The 13,452-nt window shown below is 65.8% G+C and carries 20 protein-coding genes; 9 read left to right on the forward strand and 11 right to left on the reverse strand.

The window, feature by feature from the left end:
- Position 1 precedes the first annotated feature (1 nt).
- The 7 genes from EZH22_RS30590 to EZH22_RS30620 are packed head-to-tail and all read left to right on the forward strand — an operon-like array spanning position 2 to position 3,614.
- Positions 2-862: a DUF5131 family protein gene (locus EZH22_RS30590; RefSeq protein WP_203196945.1), complete on the forward strand. Its 861-nt coding sequence runs from the start codon at positions 2-4 to the stop codon at positions 860-862.
- A complete protein-coding gene (locus EZH22_RS30595) occupies positions 859-1,293 on the forward strand; it encodes a DUF4326 domain-containing protein (protein ID WP_203196946.1) in 435 nt (144 codons plus the stop codon). Before EZH22_RS30590 ends, EZH22_RS30595 begins: the two co-directional genes overlap by 4 nt.
- A gap of 19 nt (positions 1,294-1,312) precedes the next feature.
- On the forward strand, positions 1,313-1,915 hold the full coding sequence (locus EZH22_RS30600) for a hypothetical protein (protein ID WP_203196947.1): 603 nt from the start codon (positions 1,313-1,315) through the stop codon (positions 1,913-1,915).
- Positions 1,915-2,118 carry a type II toxin-antitoxin system VapB family antitoxin gene (locus EZH22_RS30605; protein ID WP_203196948.1) on the forward strand — a complete coding sequence of 68 codons (204 nt, stop codon included), beginning with the start codon at positions 1,915-1,917 and terminating at the stop codon, positions 2,116-2,118. The genes EZH22_RS30600 and EZH22_RS30605 overlap by 1 nt, the downstream gene beginning before the upstream one ends.
- A complete protein-coding gene (locus tag EZH22_RS30610; protein ID WP_203196949.1) occupies positions 2,115-2,507 on the forward strand; it encodes a type II toxin-antitoxin system VapC family toxin in 393 nt (130 codons plus the stop codon). The genes EZH22_RS30605 and EZH22_RS30610 overlap by 4 nt, the downstream gene beginning before the upstream one ends.
- Positions 2,504-3,337 carry an MT-A70 family methyltransferase gene (locus EZH22_RS30615; protein WP_203196950.1) on the forward strand — a complete coding sequence of 278 codons (834 nt, stop codon included), beginning with the start codon at positions 2,504-2,506 and terminating at the stop codon, positions 3,335-3,337. The genes EZH22_RS30610 and EZH22_RS30615 overlap by 4 nt, the downstream gene beginning before the upstream one ends.
- Entirely contained in the window at positions 3,318-3,614 is a 297-nt protein-coding gene (locus EZH22_RS30620) for a hypothetical protein (protein WP_203196951.1), read from the forward strand. The genes EZH22_RS30615 and EZH22_RS30620 overlap by 20 nt, the downstream gene beginning before the upstream one ends.
- A 94-nt stretch (positions 3,615-3,708) precedes the next feature.
- Here EZH22_RS30620 and EZH22_RS30625 read toward each other — a convergent pair whose 3' ends face one another.
- From EZH22_RS30625 to EZH22_RS30670, 10 genes are all read right to left on the reverse strand, one after another.
- The gene (locus tag EZH22_RS30625) at positions 3,709-4,269 is read right to left on the reverse strand and encodes a hypothetical protein (RefSeq protein ID WP_203196952.1); all 561 of its coding nucleotides are present in this window, start codon (positions 4,267-4,269) and stop codon (positions 3,709-3,711) included.
- Between the two features lie 121 nt (positions 4,270-4,390).
- Positions 4,391-5,098, reverse strand: a complete 708-nt coding sequence (locus tag EZH22_RS30630; protein WP_203196953.1) for an outer membrane protein — start codon at positions 5,096-5,098, stop codon at positions 4,391-4,393.
- 129 nt (positions 5,099-5,227) lie between these two features.
- Complete coding sequence (locus EZH22_RS30635; protein ID WP_203196954.1) at positions 5,228-5,851, reverse strand: DUF1643 domain-containing protein; 624 nt, start codon at positions 5,849-5,851, stop codon at positions 5,228-5,230.
- A complete protein-coding gene (locus tag EZH22_RS30640; RefSeq protein ID WP_203196955.1) occupies positions 5,844-7,265 on the reverse strand; it encodes a UvrD-helicase domain-containing protein in 1,422 nt (473 codons plus the stop codon). Before EZH22_RS30640 ends, EZH22_RS30635 begins: the two co-directional genes overlap by 8 nt.
- A gap of 1 nt (position 7,266) precedes the next feature.
- The gene (locus EZH22_RS30645) at positions 7,267-7,521 is read right to left on the reverse strand and encodes a hypothetical protein (protein WP_203196956.1); all 255 of its coding nucleotides are present in this window, start codon (positions 7,519-7,521) and stop codon (positions 7,267-7,269) included.
- A 147-nt stretch (positions 7,522-7,668) separates the two neighbouring features.
- Positions 7,669-8,046 carry a hypothetical protein gene (locus tag EZH22_RS30650; protein WP_203196957.1) on the reverse strand — a complete coding sequence of 126 codons (378 nt, stop codon included), beginning with the start codon at positions 8,044-8,046 and terminating at the stop codon, positions 7,669-7,671.
- Positions 8,046-8,429 (reverse strand): hypothetical protein, encoded by a 384-nt coding sequence (locus tag EZH22_RS30655; RefSeq protein ID WP_203196958.1) that lies wholly within the window; start codon positions 8,427-8,429, stop codon positions 8,046-8,048. Before EZH22_RS30655 ends, EZH22_RS30650 begins: the two co-directional genes overlap by 1 nt.
- A gap of 32 nt (positions 8,430-8,461) precedes the next feature.
- Complete coding sequence (locus tag EZH22_RS30660) at positions 8,462-8,770, reverse strand: hypothetical protein (RefSeq protein ID WP_203196959.1); 309 nt, start codon at positions 8,768-8,770, stop codon at positions 8,462-8,464.
- Positions 8,771-8,896: 126 nt separating this feature from the next.
- A complete protein-coding gene (parM, locus tag EZH22_RS30665) occupies positions 8,897-10,180 on the reverse strand; it encodes a ParM/StbA family protein (protein WP_203196960.1) in 1,284 nt (427 codons plus the stop codon).
- A gap of 176 nt (positions 10,181-10,356) precedes the next feature.
- Positions 10,357-11,424 carry a hypothetical protein gene (locus tag EZH22_RS30670; protein ID WP_210352044.1) on the reverse strand — a complete coding sequence of 356 codons (1,068 nt, stop codon included), beginning with the start codon at positions 11,422-11,424 and terminating at the stop codon, positions 10,357-10,359.
- Between the two features lie 506 nt (positions 11,425-11,930).
- Here EZH22_RS30670 and EZH22_RS30675 point away from each other — a divergent pair.
- Positions 11,931-12,491, forward strand: a complete 561-nt coding sequence (locus EZH22_RS30675) for an ASCH domain-containing protein (RefSeq protein ID WP_203196962.1) — start codon at positions 11,931-11,933, stop codon at positions 12,489-12,491.
- Positions 12,478-13,176, forward strand: a complete 699-nt coding sequence (locus EZH22_RS30680) for a hypothetical protein (protein ID WP_203196963.1) — start codon at positions 12,478-12,480, stop codon at positions 13,174-13,176. Before EZH22_RS30675 ends, EZH22_RS30680 begins: the two co-directional genes overlap by 14 nt.
- Here EZH22_RS30680 and EZH22_RS30685 read toward each other — a convergent pair.
- Entirely contained in the window at positions 13,173-13,418 is a 246-nt protein-coding gene (locus EZH22_RS30685) for a hypothetical protein (protein WP_203196964.1), read from the reverse strand. The genes EZH22_RS30680 and EZH22_RS30685 overlap by 4 nt on opposite strands.
- Positions 13,419-13,452: the final 34 nt, after the last annotated feature.

A 13,452-nucleotide genomic window follows, 5' to 3' on the forward strand; every position in this document is an offset into this window, starting at 1 on the left:
TATGGGCGAGATCACTTCCATCAGCTGGACGGATGCCACCTGGAACCCCTGGACGGGCTGCCAGAAGGTCTCCCCGGGCTGCGACGGCTGCTATGCGGAACACCTCATGGAACGGCGTTTCGGCCGGGTCGAATGGGGACCTCATGGAGAACGGCGCCAGGCCGCGAAACGCTCCTTCCGGCTGCCGTATCGGCTTGACCGGAAAGCGGCCAAACGCGGTGAGCGTCCGTTCGTCTTCCCCCTCTCCCTGGGCGACATCTTCGACAATCGCGCGCCGGAGCCGCTGCGGCGCGCCGTGTTCGACGTGATGCGGGCGACCCCCAACCTCCTCTACCTCGCGCTCACCAAGCGCCCGGGCAACATCATCCCCATGGCCGAGGCCGCCGGCGGCCTGCCGCCGAACGTGGCGCTGGGCACGAGCTGCGAGGACCAGGTTCGCTTCGATCAGCGCATGCCCCAGCTCGTCGAGGCCCAGGGCGCCCTGGGATCGGCCTTCCTTTTCGTCTCGATCGAGCCGTTCCTCAGCGAGATCGACGCGTCCCGCCATATCGATCAGCTGCAGTGGATCATCACCGGCGGGCCGACCGATCAGGGACCCTACAAGGCTCCGCCCCTCAACCCGCGCTGGGCCGTCCAGCTGCGCGACCAGGCGGCTGCGGCGGGCGTCGCCTTCCACCACAAGCAGAATGGCGAATGGCTCCCGGCCGAGGATGCGAAACGGCTGGGCGTGAAGGGCAGTGAGACAGTGCATCCCTGGAAGTGGGGTCCTGCCATGGTCCGTGTCGGCCGCCGCCAGGCGGGACGGCTCCTTGAGGGACGTATCTACGACGCGCGCCCCGAAGCCGCGAGGCTCGCCGCATGACCAGCCCTGCCCGCATCCAGCTGCAACGGCGCGCCGGATGGCGCATGCCTCCGAACACGGTGAAGGTGGACCGCGCCACCCGGCTCGGGAACCCGTTCGTCATCGTCAACGACACGCCCGAAGAGCGCGCTGCAAGCGTCCGGCGCTTCGCCATCTGCATGACGCAGCCGGCCACGTGGCAGCGCCACGCCTGCCTCGCCATCGCGCGCGGCGGCCGCGCCGGCGAGGGCTACTTCCTCAACATCAAGACACGGCTCCCGGATCTCCGGGGCCGCAATCTCGGCTGCTGGTGCCGCCTCTGTGCAGCGCATCAGGGCGGGAAGCCGTTCGGCGTGAGCTGCACGGCGTGTGCGCCTTGCCATGCGGACGTGCTCGGCGAGCTCGCCAATGGCCTGAAATGCGAAGCGCTGGTGGCCAGCGCGGCGGCTTAACCGGAAACCACAGGGGGGCATGATGCACGTCACATTCGAGCACTTCGCGGCCACCTTTCACGATGCCAGCGAGCGCGGCGCCTTCCAGCGCACGCCGGGGCCCGCCACCGCGCGGGCCGACAGCCTCGGCCGCGGCCTTCTCGCGCTGGGGCGCCAGGCGCACCGCTGCGGCATCGAACTGTCCCCCATCGACTATCTCGAGCTGCGCCATATGGAGAACCTGCTGTGGTTCGGCGTGCTACGCACCCGGCAGGGCCTGCGGATCGAGCTGGAGCGTTCCGAGCGTCCGCGCTTCCTCGCCCCGGTGCAGGCGCTGCAGAGCTATGTGCTCGATCTGCCGTCCCACCGGACCTGTCCGCTCGAGCAGCCGCATCCGGCCGATGGCCGTCTCGATGCCCATTTCCGGCGGGTGATCGCCGGCGATTCCGTCGAGGTTTCGCCGTGGGCGCTGCGCGCCGCCGCGAGCTTCGTCATCTGCCAATGTGTCCGCACCGAGATCGAGGAGAGGGTCCAGGTCGCCCGCGTGCAGGTGTGCGAGCAGCACGCCTATGGCGCGGCGACGCTCATCGAGAAGCTGCGGTACTCCGAAATTCTCTATGCCATGCCGAGGGGGCGCTGCTGATGGCTTTCCACGTTCGCAATGACGCAACAGAGCGGGCCGTTCGCGCCCTTTCGCGCAAGCTCGGTGTCGGCCTGACGGAGGCCGTCAAGATCGCCGTGGAGAACGAGCTGAAGCGCCAGGTCAACGAGATGAGCCTGCGCGACCGGATCAAGCCGCTGCAGGAGCAGATCGGCCTCGGCAAGGCCAACGGAGGCCACGCATGATCGCCTATGTCACCGGAACCGCGATTGCGGAGATCCTTGCAGACGGACCCGAGGCGCTGGACCTGACGACGGCGATCGAGGCCGCCAAGAAGGTGTTCACCAGCTCGGCCGCCATCTACCAGGCCGCGACGATCTTGATGGACCGCCACGGACTCGACGCCAAAATGGCGATGCACGGCGCGGAGAGCTTCGCGCGGCTCGCCGGCATCAAGGTTCTGCCCACAACCGACCAGGTATATTTCGATGCGCTCACCGCTCGTGAGCAGCAGCGCCGGCCGGGCTCCAACGAGCCCCCGGACGAAAACGCCCTTCTCGACATGGCCATGTGCCAGCAGTTCCGCTTTCCCCCGCGGCTGCTGACGGCGGAGGGGAGCGCGTCCGTGCGATGACAACCCCCGAAGCGCTCCCGGCCGCCCACGGCCTACCTACGCGACCAGCGTGGCCGTTCCCGACGCTGACACCGATGAAGTACGGCAAAATTCTCGCCGACCCGGCATGGCAGTACACCATGCGCTCCGCGAAGGGTTACGAGAAGAGTCCGGAGAAGCACTATCGGACCATGCCGCTGCCCGAAATGATGCAGCTGCCGGTCTCCCACCTCGCGACCGACGACTGCCTCCTGGTAATGTGGAGCACCTGGCCGCACCTGAACCAGGCGATGCGGCTCATGGATGTTTGGGGTTTCAAGTACAAGACAGGGGGGGCATGGGTCAAAAGGACCAAATACGGCAAGGCGTGCTTCGGCACGGGGTACATCTTCCGGTCATCGACGGAACCCTTTCTCGTAGGCACCATCGGCAAGCCGACGATTTACGTGAAAAATCAGCGCAATTTAATCGAAACCGAGGACTGGATTGAAACCGACGACTACAGTCTGATCGAAAGCCACATCGACTATCTGCGCCGGGAGCACTCACGCAAGCCCCCGCAGATGCACAAGATCCTCGAGCGGATGCGACCGGAGCATTTTGGCGCCGAGCTCTTCGCAACAGAGGTGATAAGCGGCTATGACGCATGGGGCGATCAGATCGGCAAATTTGATGACCCCTTCAAATCGTTGAAAAAGGTCAGAGACAACGATGATGAAACAGGCAAAGCGGGCAGGGTTGATCGCGGCCGCCGTATGGGCGCTGGTGGGGGCGGCAGCAACCGCCCAGGGCGCCGGCGCGCCGCCGGCACCGATGGAGCCGGGCAAGTGGGTGGTCTCCCAATCGAATGAAGAGCCCAAGACGGACGCCGAGCGCAAAGCCATGTGCTCGAACCCGGTGGCATGGGTCGAGATCTCCGACAAGAGCTGGATCGAGGGCGATTCGGGCGGCCGCCGCGTCTGCGCCGCGCCCAAGTGGACCGCGAAGGGAACAACCTTTCGTGCTCCGCCCCTCAAGTGCAAGCCGGCCGCCGAGGCCGATGGCGACGGGGACGGATCGGTGAGCGTTCTCGTGAAGGGCCCGAATGCGGTCGAGATCAACAACGCCCTGTTCGTCCGCTGCAACTGAACGACCCCACCAACAAAGAAGGCGCCGTGGGACCCCCGCGGCGCCTTTTCATTTGTGACCTCGCGCCGTAGCGCCGGCCGAGTTGTCCGCCGATCTAGAGGCCGAGAAGCGCAGCCACACCGCGAAACGCGCGCACCTGGCGCAGAATGAGGATGTTCTGGACGTAGAGGGTGCGTCGAGCCGCCGCGAAGCGCGACAGTGGAGTGTCGGCCGCCTCTTGGCGTGCCACTTGAGCGGCCCGCCGGCCGGCCCATTGATCCACGCCCTTGTTGTCGGCCCTGACGGTGATCCGGAATTCTGCTGCCTCCTCATGCGACATCTGGATTGGCCGCCGAGGCCTCGAGGCCGCGTGGCCGGGCAGATTGCTGACCACCTCGGCGAGCGGCCGCGAGATGCTGGCGAGCTCGAGGCTAGCGAGGACCGCAGGCGCGTCGCTGCGCAAGTCGATAAAGGTGCCGTCCCCCTTGGTGAGGCGGCTGAAAGACACCAGATTGTCGATCCGATCCACATGGAAAAGGTCCATGCGCTCGGACGGACTGTCGCCCACCAGGCCGGCCGCCTCGAGAGCGCAAAGCACCGGCACGATCGCGCCGCAGAGCATCAGCGCGCGTTCGCGCTGCACATCATGGGACAGTCCGGGAGGCTGATAGGTCATTTCGGATCTCCGGGTGGAGCAGATGACAGGCAAGAAAAAGGGCGGTCCCGAGGGACCGCCCTTTCAGTTTCTCTGGCAAGCAAGGGGGTTAGGTCAGAGGGCCAGAGGGAAAGCCGAGAACTCAGAACTTGTAGCCGACGCCGAGGCGGGCGGTCAGGAAGTCGGGAGCGAACTGGATCTTCGCGCCGGCGGCGGGCACGCCGATGGAGGCGTTCTGCGTGTTGATGGTGTAGTCGCCTTCCAGGCGGACCAGCCAGTTGTTGGCGATCATCGTCTCGAGGCCGAGGCCGACGAGGACACCGTTGCGATAGCCGTCGTTGTAGGTCACGCCGGGCAGGGTGTAGATGTTGTTGATGTTGGCGTCGGTGAACGCCCAGCCGACCTTGGCGAAGAGTAGCGAAGACGGGGTCAGCAGATAGCCGCCACGGGCGGAGATCGCGAACTGCCAGTCCGATTTCAGGAAGGTGCTGTTCGAGCCGTTGTTGTTGGAGAAGGACTGGTTGAGCCAGTTGGCCTCGCCTTCGAGGCCGAACACCCAGGTCTGCGCGACCTGCCAGTTGTAGCCCATGTACAGGCCGGCCGAGAACGAGCTGGAGCCGTATTCGCCCACGTTGGTGGTGTAGCCGAACTGCTCCACGTTGAAGGGCGTCGAGCCGAAGGTCGTACCCACCGCACCGCCGATGTAGAAGCCGGTCCAGCTCATCACGGGAGCGGGCGGCGCCAGCGGAGCCTTGATCGGATAGGTGGCGAGGTCCGCGGCGGTGGCGGGGGCGGCAAGCGCGCCCAGGGCGGCCACGGCGATGAACGATGCGGCGAACAGGTGCTTCATAAGAGGAATTCCCTTGCGATCCGGCCAGACTGACCCTGACCCTTCGCAAATCTGCGGCGATCTCCGGAACGAATCAAGGCTTATTGTTGCTTATCGACGTTGATCGCGCGCCGTGTTGCAGCTTTGCCACTATTCGTCCCGCTTAAAGGGGACAATCTCGCTGCTGCCGGGCACATAGAGAGGATGACGAGGGAGGCCATCCTTGGTGAACCCTACACAGGACAGTTCAATACCCCGCGACGAGAGGGCCAGAACCGTTTCGTCAGCCATAAAGCGAAGCTGCTTCGGCAGCAACCCAAAAGCGAGCACGACTCGGCGCGCACGCTGAGCGAGGCTGACGATGGTTGATAAATTGTCAGGACTGCGCGGCAACACGTCGCTCGCGAGCAGCCGTTTCGGCTGCGTCGCCCGGTAATCGCAGACGTTGACCTTCACATAGCTCTCGAGGCCCATCTTGCGGGTGAACTCGATCTCTCGGCGAACCGTGCGGTCATCGACGCGCGGGCCGGCTGTGCTTGGATTCATGCCGATCCAGAGCGCGAACGGCACATCGAAGGCGCCGGCAGCGTCGAGCCGCCAGACGCGGGACAGCCAAAGGCGATATTCGGAATTGGGGCCTGTAAAGAGGGCGTCGCCGCGAACGCCGGCCTCGAGCGGAAACGCCACCTTGCTGCCGGCATCGTGGGCGTCCTCGGGATCTCCGAAAAGCGAGGCCTGCGCCGGCGGCTCCAGGCCGATGGGTGGCTTAGCCAACGGGATAGGCCCGCATGATCGCTTCGAGGGTCGGATTGATCCATAGGCGCTGGCGCGCGCGAGAACCGGCCACATAGAGCCCATGTAGCTCCTCTCGGAACTTCGCCAGGCGCTTGCGCGGGTCCTCCTCGAGGAACTTCGACCAGTCGAACGCATCCCCCAGGACGACGTTGTCCCACTCCAGCCCTTTCGAGCGATGGAACGTCGTCATCGTCACTTCCGCCTGGTCTACGGGGACCGCCGATCGCGCGCGCAGATCCTCGAGGCGCTGCGGCGTGGTCGTCCCGAACTCGGTCACGAGCTGGACGATGGCCTTGATCTCCATGTCGTCAATCTCCTCGCCGTACTCGATGAGCTGATCGAAGCGCGAGAACACCCGGAATTCGCGGTCCTGGACCTGATCCGGCATACGGGCATAGAGGAAGTAGGCATCGAGAATGCGATCGGTCCGGTAGGTTTCGACACCACCGACGAAATGCAGCTTCTTGGTGCCCGTTGCGATTCCGTGCTGGATGACACCCGCGTTCGTGCGCGACAGGAAGGTGTAGGGGCCCGCGGGCTTGCCCTGGCGATAGAGCTGGGAGGGGCCGCCGCGTCCGACGATCAGGTTCCGCTCCCCGAACATCGCCAGCACGGAATTCGCCGCCCTGGCGATCTCAGGGCCAAACCGAAAGGTGTTGGTGAGGGCGAAGTGCTCGCCACCAAACTGCGCGAGTGCATTGACCGCGCCTCGGAACCCATAGATCGCCTGATACTCGTCCCCCACGACCACGAGCGGCAGCTGCTGCCGCTTCAAGATATTGACCGTGATCGGGTTGGCGTCCTGCGCCTCATCGAACAAGATGATGTCATAGCCCTTCACCACGTGGCCCTCGAGGTCGAAGAGCTTCAGGTAGCCGTCATGCGGCATGGGCACATCGCGCCGATTGGTGTCCTGCATCAGCTCCCAGAGCTGTTCGGCATAGGGCAGGGCGGTCCGGTCTTTCGGATTGCGCGGGTCCGCCACTGCGGCGACGGTGGCGCAGCCGGACGAAAGAAACCGCCTCACCAGCCCAATGGCCTCGGACGCGGTGGCGTTGCTGGTCCCGAAAACGCGGCTCACCGCGACCGGCTTGGTGTCCCCCAGCTTGTTGCGATAGCGCGCTCCGGTGACGCGGAAGGCGAGGGCATGGCTGGTCTGGGGCTTGGTGTTGGAGGGAAACGAGGCTTCCGCCTCGAGCTGATTTGCCTTGTTGAAGACCAGGTAGAGAATGCGCCGCTGGGGGCGCCTCTTCGCATAGCCGCGCAGAACTGTCGTCTTCCCGGCTCCGGACCTGGCGTGAACGACAGACACGGCACCCTCCGCGAGGATCACCTGTTGCTGTTCGCCCGTCCAGCGCCTGGCCGCGGGCGGCGGGAGATCTCCGGCCTCCATGTCAGCGGTGCTCGATGCGCCGCTGCAGGCGCAAGAAGAGGTGGTAGAAGATCCACGTCCAACCGCCCACCAGCGCGCTCGCGAGCGCGGGGACCAATAGCGCGATCATCCACCTGGGAGACTCTGGCCCCACCAGGTCGTTTGTCCTCGCAAAGAGGATTGCGGTCATCATCAGGCTGCCGCCAACGATCGAGCCGGCTAAAAACCCCGCAAGCGCCGCCACGCCGTTGTTGAATTCATTCCGTGCGTAGATCATCCGTGCTCTCCCTTAGGTGCCCGCTCTCGGAGCATTGCGACGAAGGCGGCGGTGCCTCTGGCGCCGGGCAGCAACAGCCCGGTCGATCGAGAAGCCCGGCGCGCGCCAGGCCGACGCGAAGCGCGCGGCCTTGAGCCGAGATCCCACTTAGTCATGAGCGGCCTCCACGCCAGCCAGCCGCCACGCGCGCCACAGGCCGTAGGCGACGCGTCCCGTGGCCACGCCGTTGACGAACAGGCAAAGGTGGAGAATGACGCTGGCTGTGGTCGGGCCGGCGAGCAGCGAAGCCGCGGAGGCGATTCCGATGCTGCACGCAACGGCCGCCATCAGGTATCCGCGCACGAGCTGCGCGCGATGCCCTCGCGCCGACTGATCTGCGAACAGCAGGTAGAACGACACCGAGCCGAGCCAAACCACCAGGAAGCCAGGCTCGCCGCCCTTCACCAGGGCGCCGCCGCCGCTGACGATGAGGATCAGGCTGAGACCTGCCGCGGGCAGGTCGATTGAAACACGCGGCATTCGCATCAGAAGTCTCCACCATAGATGGCGCGGCGCATCGTTCTGCGCGCCGCTTCGAGTTCAGCTAGGGCGTGATCGGCGAGGTCAGGGGGCATGTGCCGCCAGAAGATCGCTTCGGCATCGTGCCAGGCGTGCCGGACCCGCTTCGGCACGAAGTCGTGGTTTCCATCTGCCCGACCCGTGGGCTCCGCAGGGAGCCGGGGGGCCAGCACATGCTCGCAGTAGACGAGGAGCACGAGGAGCAGACCGAGCGCGATGGACAGCCCGGCGGCGGGCTGCGGCACCAGCTCACCTAGGAGGAGGGGGCCGCTGATGCTGAAGAGGCCCGCGGGAAGGAACACCCCGCGCGTGAGACGTAGGAGGTCAACCGAGGTGCGGACGCGGATCATGGACACTTCTCCTCGGCCGATACGAACAGGTCTCAGGCCTTGAACCCTTTGACCGCCCCGAGCTTCACCTTGCCGGGAGTGGTCTCCGGCTGGGCCATCGCAGGGACGATGGGGGCACGTGCAGCGGCGGCAGGTCTTGCGATCGGCGGCAACACCGGCGCCGGCGCCACGACAGGCGCTTGCGCCACCACCGATCCACTCTGGTGGCCCTGCAGACCCTTCAGCATCAGCTCTTGCATGAAGGCGCGACGGCGCCCGGGTGGCTGGGAGTAGAGCAGGTTGTACAGCTCTTGGTGGCTCGGCAGGGTGAGCTCCCAGGTGAAGCCATCCCGCCTAATCATCTCGCCGGGAGACCGCCTTGGGCTCCGGCCTGCCGTTCCAGGCATTTTTTCATTGTTCGTCACGGCTAACCCCTCTGCCGCGTGCTCCGCCCTTGCGAACGAAGCTGCCATGAGCACGCCGAGCCATCAGTGGCCGGCGTCGTCTCCCTCTGCGAGCATGACCTTCAGAACGCCGCGCGCGTTGGAGAAGCGCGGTTCCGAAGGCATGTAGACAAGGCTGGGATCGAACAGCACCTCGAGGTGCTGCTGCAGCAGCACGCTGCCGCCGCCCACGAAGATGACGTAGGCGAGGCCGCTGCCGTCCTCGGCATGCCGGTACACCGCCTCGCGAATGCGGGTGGCGAGGGGCTTGAGGGCCGCATCCGCGAGATGGCTGATGTCCCGGAGCACGCCGTAGATGGGCACTTTCCGATTGATGAGGGCCTGCTCCCGGTCCACCACCGATCTCACGCTGAACTCGTTCTTGATCTTGCTCTCGAGATCATCGGCCGCATCCAGCACGCCGGCCTTCAGGCTCTCGGACTGCGCGATGTTAATCATCGGCTGGTCTTCGGGGTTGCCCGACCAGGTGCCATAGACGATGTCGGTCGTCTTGCCGCCCACATCGACGACCGCGAACGACGAGACATAGCCGAAGCGCTCACAGAAGGGCTCGTTCAGGCTGAGAGCGCCATTCTCGAGGGTGAGCATGCAGTCGAAGAACGCGGCCACGCCCTCGGAATAGACGCCGTGATCCGCGATGGCATAGGGCTGCGGCAGGCTCTTGAGGGACTGGCGGTCGATGAGCCGGACGGGCTTGGCGATGTTCGCCTTCTTCGCCTCGATCAGGCGCACGTTGTGCGCACCCGTGACCGGCTGGTGGAAGTCGGAGTAGGGGAGGGTGGTCCCGATCCGCAGCTGAGCACCGGCCGGCGCAACGAGATGCAGCGCGTGGTGCACCAACGCCCGGTTACGGTCACTGGTAGGATATTCCTGGGTCCGATTGTCGCCCGTCTCCTCGGCATTGCGACCGCGGGGGACGATCATGATGATATCGCCGTCGTCGCTGGCGACACGCTCGTCTTCATCATAGGTGCGGTAGGCATTCGCACCCGCACCGCCGTGCGCATCAACCTCGATGAGGCCCCGCGCAGTTCGGCTGGGGAAGGACCGGGTCACGATCGGACCGCTCGCACCATCGCGGAGATAAGCGATCTTGGTCTCCGAATGCCCGTCATCCACGGCAATGCAAAAGGCCGCGCCGCCAGCAACCGCGGGGGCCTGGCCTACGCCAAGGTCTGCCTCGACCTGGCCAGCAACGACAGGGGTGTCCACGTTCGCAGTCTCCTTCCTGGCCGCCTTGGGCGGCGTCGCCTTCCCCTCGCCCGGCTTTCGAGCGGGATTCCTGATCTCAGCCTGCGTCATCGGCATTGCAGTCCTCGCACTTGCGGCGGCGGAGCGACCTGCACCGCGCCGCGTTATCAACCGTTATCAACGGTTGATAACGGTTTACAACAGTTGATAACGGTTTACAACGGCTGATGAGCCATGATGAGCGTCTATGAGACGCGACAATTGCGCCATTCTGGCTCAATTCATTGGACCCACTAGCTTTTGTCCGCCTTCACCGATGCCCCGGCTGCGGAAGCGGCAGGCCCGGCCGCCCCTTCGGGCGCGGTCCTCCGCCGCTTCACCATCTGAGCCGTCAGCCGCGCCACGGTGTTCGCCTTCACCGCCGCGACGGATTCGGCCGTTGGCCGCACCGCCGAAGGCCGTTCGGCGCGTTTGCGCCGCCCGTAGTGATGCAGCGCCGTCATCGCGCTGGCGTGCCCCATCGCCGCCGCCACCTCGCCCTTCGTGGCATCCAGCGTCGCTTTCAGCTCGGCCGCATACTGGTGCCTGGCGTCGTAGAAACGCAGGCGTTTCCAGCGTTTCGCGATGATCCCCCCGCTCACGAGATCGCCGATCACCGCCTTGAGAACCGGCTGCAGCTTGGGTCGCAACGCGGCCCAGGTCCGCCCCTGCATGGAGAGCACGAGACGGCTCATCGCCTCGATTTCGTCGGGCGCCATCTTCGCCCGATCCACCACCAATTCCCGCACCGGGCCGTTGGCCCGTAACCCCTCGATATATTTCGAGTTTTTCACCCGCAGAACGTCCCCTTCGAGGGTCGTTTCCGCCCACTCCTTCGGCCGCAAACCAAGCACAGGACCGGCAAGAATGATGTCGCCCGCGATGAGGCCGTAGGTCGTTCCGAGCGCATAGAGAGTTGTCGCGATCTGCCGCCGAACCTCTTCCGGCATCTGCCTCAAGAGCCCGCCGCCCTTGCGCCCACCACCCCCGCCGGCCTTCTCCCCCTTCCGCGCCGCCCGCCATCGGCGGTCGATCTCGGCCACCTGCTCGCTGAACTGCGTTGCAGCCAGCATCGACAGGTAGCGCTCGATCCAAAACCGCAGCGCAGCGCGGTACTGCCGCCGGCTTGCCGGCTTCAGGTCCCGCGTCAGGGCCTCGTAGGCGAGCACGAGCCCCTGCCAATCGGCGGGCATCGAGCGGCTTTTCAGCCACTCGAGGAAGCGTCGCGCCCGCCTCTCGTACTCGCGCTCCGTCGCTTCGCTCCTCCGGCTCGCCTCGGCGCCGCCCTTGGGCGGCCCTTCGCTCCGGTTATCCATATTCATTCCTAACCTACGTTACCGTCCGGCAATCAGCGTAACACAGGTAGGGAGCGCGGAAAGGCGTTCGTTGTCGTTTATCGACGCTTATTTGCGTTGATCGTCGCTAAGGTCGGGCACATGATGCGGTCTGCGGCCGAGTGGGTCGCAGAAGCCGGAGTGCCCATGATGTCGTCATTACGGAGGTTCGCCGTGGTCGCCGCTGCCCTGCTGTTGGCAGGGTGCGCCACGCTGTCAGCGTCGCAACGCCAGGCCTCGTCCGACCAGTTCGTTCGGGACCAGCTTTCGCAGAAGGGCCTGTGATGCAGCGGGACCGACAATCCATCCTCGCGGTCCGACTTCTGTCGGCCCTCTATGCCCGCCTTGCTCCATGGCTCGCTCCTCGCCGCCCGGCGCCGCCTGGTGGGTCGGCGCCGCGGGCCACGCTTTGTGGTTGGCCCGCCCGTCAGCCCGGTTCGCCGGGCTTGAATGACAACACGCCGGGGCGCACCAGCGCCTGAGGGGGGACGCTCATGAACGCGCCTTCCGCGCTCGAAGCGATCGAAGACGATGGCACTCTGGGGGCGCTGACCGTCTGGCAGCCCTGGGCTTCGCTGATCGTCTACCGCGTGAAGCCCTATGAGTTCCGGTCCCGCCGTCCTCTCGCGGGGAGGGTCGGGCGACGCATTGCGATCCACGCCGGGGCGCGGCCGGTCCGGTCAGCCGAGGTGCGTGACCTCGTTGATCGGCTTGCCGGTAAGGAGGCGTGGACCACAGGCTTGTTGCCGGACGCGCTCGACTTTCTCAAGCGCGCGCTCGATGCGCCCGGTCTCCTCCCTTTGTCGGCCGTCCTCGGGACAGCCGTCCTGGGGCAAGGCGTCGCTGCAAACGAGATAGCGCCGGGGCTCGCCAGGCTGAACGACAGCGACCGGCAGGATCACAGCATGTTCGGTTGGCCGCTGTCTGACGTGGAGCGCTTCGACGAACCTGTTCCCGCTCGCGGGGCTCAGGGGTTCTGGCCGTGGCGGCGGCCTGGGCGTGTTCTGTCGGAAGGGGCGGGCCTCGGGCCGCCGGCTGGTCATGTCAGCGGTTGATGTCGTCGCGGCGACGGCGGAGACGCCGGCCCGGGTTCGCCGCGGGTCCGCGGCCGAGTGGGAGATCCGCGACGCCCTCGTCCTGTACCTCCGTGCCCACCTGCCGCAGGCCCGGATCATTCACGAGCTCGTCTGCGGCGGCCGCCGCGTCGATGTGGCGGCGGTGGAACCCGAACGCATCCTGCTGTTCGAGATCAAGTCGGAAAAGGATACCCTCGACCGGGTCGAGGCGCAGACCAAGGCTTTCGCCCTTTATGGCCACTTCGTCGCGGTGGTGGCCGCAGCGAAGTGGTTTGAGACGCAGCAGAGCAGTTATTTCCCCGGCTCTTACTCAGTCTGGAAGGGACCCGATCTGCCGTGGTCAACGAAGACATGGCGATATCCGGAGATCCCAGGGGACACGCGAGGCGGCTGGAAGCTCCCCGGCCGCGGACGTGAGGACCGGTCGAAGCCATTGGCCTCGCCTGATCTCCTCGAGCTTCTGTGGAATTCTGAGCTGCGCACCGAAGCGGCGCGGGCTGGCATGCGGGTTCCGTCCCGGTGGACCCGGTGCGACCTTTTCCACGCAATGTCATGGGAAATGGCGGGGCGCGACGTGACCCGGGCCGTGTGCCGTCAGCTTCGGTCACGCCCTTTCGTTGAAGCCGATCCTCCCATTGAGGAGGTCGCACCTTGCCTGGTCTAGATCTCGCGGCGGCTCACCAGTGTGTGCTCAAGCTGCGCCGTGGCTTCGGCGATATCGCCGGCGTCGCCGGTCTCCGCGGCGCGCATCATCAGCAGTTCCACGGTGTGCTGGATGGCGGCGGATTGCCGGACCTGTCCCCACCTGCGCTGCGCGAATTCGCCTGCGTCGCGGAGCGTGCGGAGCTCTTCACCGCCCTTGAGGCGGAGAACCCGTGCCAGTGGCCTTTTCCAGTCGGGCTCCATGGAGATTCGCAACGCGATGCCGTCGCCGGCGGTT

This window comes from Xanthobacter dioxanivorans (genome assembly GCF_016807805.1).
GTDB lineage: Bacteria > Pseudomonadota > Alphaproteobacteria > Rhizobiales > Xanthobacteraceae > Xanthobacter > Xanthobacter dioxanivorans.

Bases quoted from the DNA above. Each gene is read 5' to 3' on its own strand.
- EZH22_RS30590 (WP_203196945.1), top strand. From the start codon at position 2: ATGGGCGAGATCACTTCCATCAGCTGGACGGATGCCACCTGGAACCCC.
- EZH22_RS30595 (WP_203196946.1), top strand. From the start codon at position 859: ATGACCAGCCCTGCCCGCATCCAGCTGCAACGGCGCGCCGGATGGCGC.
- EZH22_RS30600 (WP_203196947.1), top strand. From the start codon at position 1,313: ATGATGCACGTCACATTCGAGCACTTCGCGGCCACCTTTCACGATGCC.
- EZH22_RS30605 (WP_203196948.1), top strand. From the start codon at position 1,915: ATGGCTTTCCACGTTCGCAATGACGCAACAGAGCGGGCCGTTCGCGCC.
- EZH22_RS30610 (WP_203196949.1), top strand. From the start codon at position 2,115: ATGATCGCCTATGTCACCGGAACCGCGATTGCGGAGATCCTTGCAGAC.
- EZH22_RS30615 (WP_203196950.1), top strand. From the start codon at position 2,504: ATGACAACCCCCGAAGCGCTCCCGGCCGCCCACGGCCTACCTACGCGA.
- EZH22_RS30625 (WP_203196952.1), bottom strand. From the start codon at position 4,269: ATGACCTATCAGCCTCCCGGACTGTCCCATGATGTGCAGCGCGAACGC.
- EZH22_RS30630 (WP_203196953.1), bottom strand. From the start codon at position 5,098: ATGAAGCACCTGTTCGCCGCATCGTTCATCGCCGTGGCCGCCCTGGGC.
- EZH22_RS30640 (WP_203196955.1), bottom strand. From the start codon at position 7,265: ATGGAGGCCGGAGATCTCCCGCCGCCCGCGGCCAGGCGCTGGACGGGC.
- EZH22_RS30645 (WP_203196956.1), bottom strand. From the start codon at position 7,521: ATGATCTACGCACGGAATGAATTCAACAACGGCGTGGCGGCGCTTGCG.
- EZH22_RS30650 (WP_203196957.1), bottom strand. From the start codon at position 8,046: ATGCGAATGCCGCGTGTTTCAATCGACCTGCCCGCGGCAGGTCTCAGC.
- EZH22_RS30655 (WP_203196958.1), bottom strand. From the start codon at position 8,429: ATGATCCGCGTCCGCACCTCGGTTGACCTCCTACGTCTCACGCGCGGG.
- EZH22_RS30660 (WP_203196959.1), bottom strand. From the start codon at position 8,770: ATGATTAGGCGGGATGGCTTCACCTGGGAGCTCACCCTGCCGAGCCAC.
- parM (WP_203196960.1), bottom strand. From the start codon at position 10,180: ATGCCGATGACGCAGGCTGAGATCAGGAATCCCGCTCGAAAGCCGGGC.
- EZH22_RS30670 (WP_210352044.1), bottom strand. From the start codon at position 11,424: ATGAATATGGATAACCGGAGCGAAGGGCCGCCCAAGGGCGGCGCCGAG.
- EZH22_RS30675 (WP_203196962.1), top strand. From the start codon at position 11,931: ATGAACGCGCCTTCCGCGCTCGAAGCGATCGAAGACGATGGCACTCTG.
- EZH22_RS30680 (WP_203196963.1), top strand. From the start codon at position 12,478: ATGTCAGCGGTTGATGTCGTCGCGGCGACGGCGGAGACGCCGGCCCGG.
- EZH22_RS30685 (WP_203196964.1), bottom strand. From the start codon at position 13,418: ATGGAGCCCGACTGGAAAAGGCCACTGGCACGGGTTCTCCGCCTCAAG.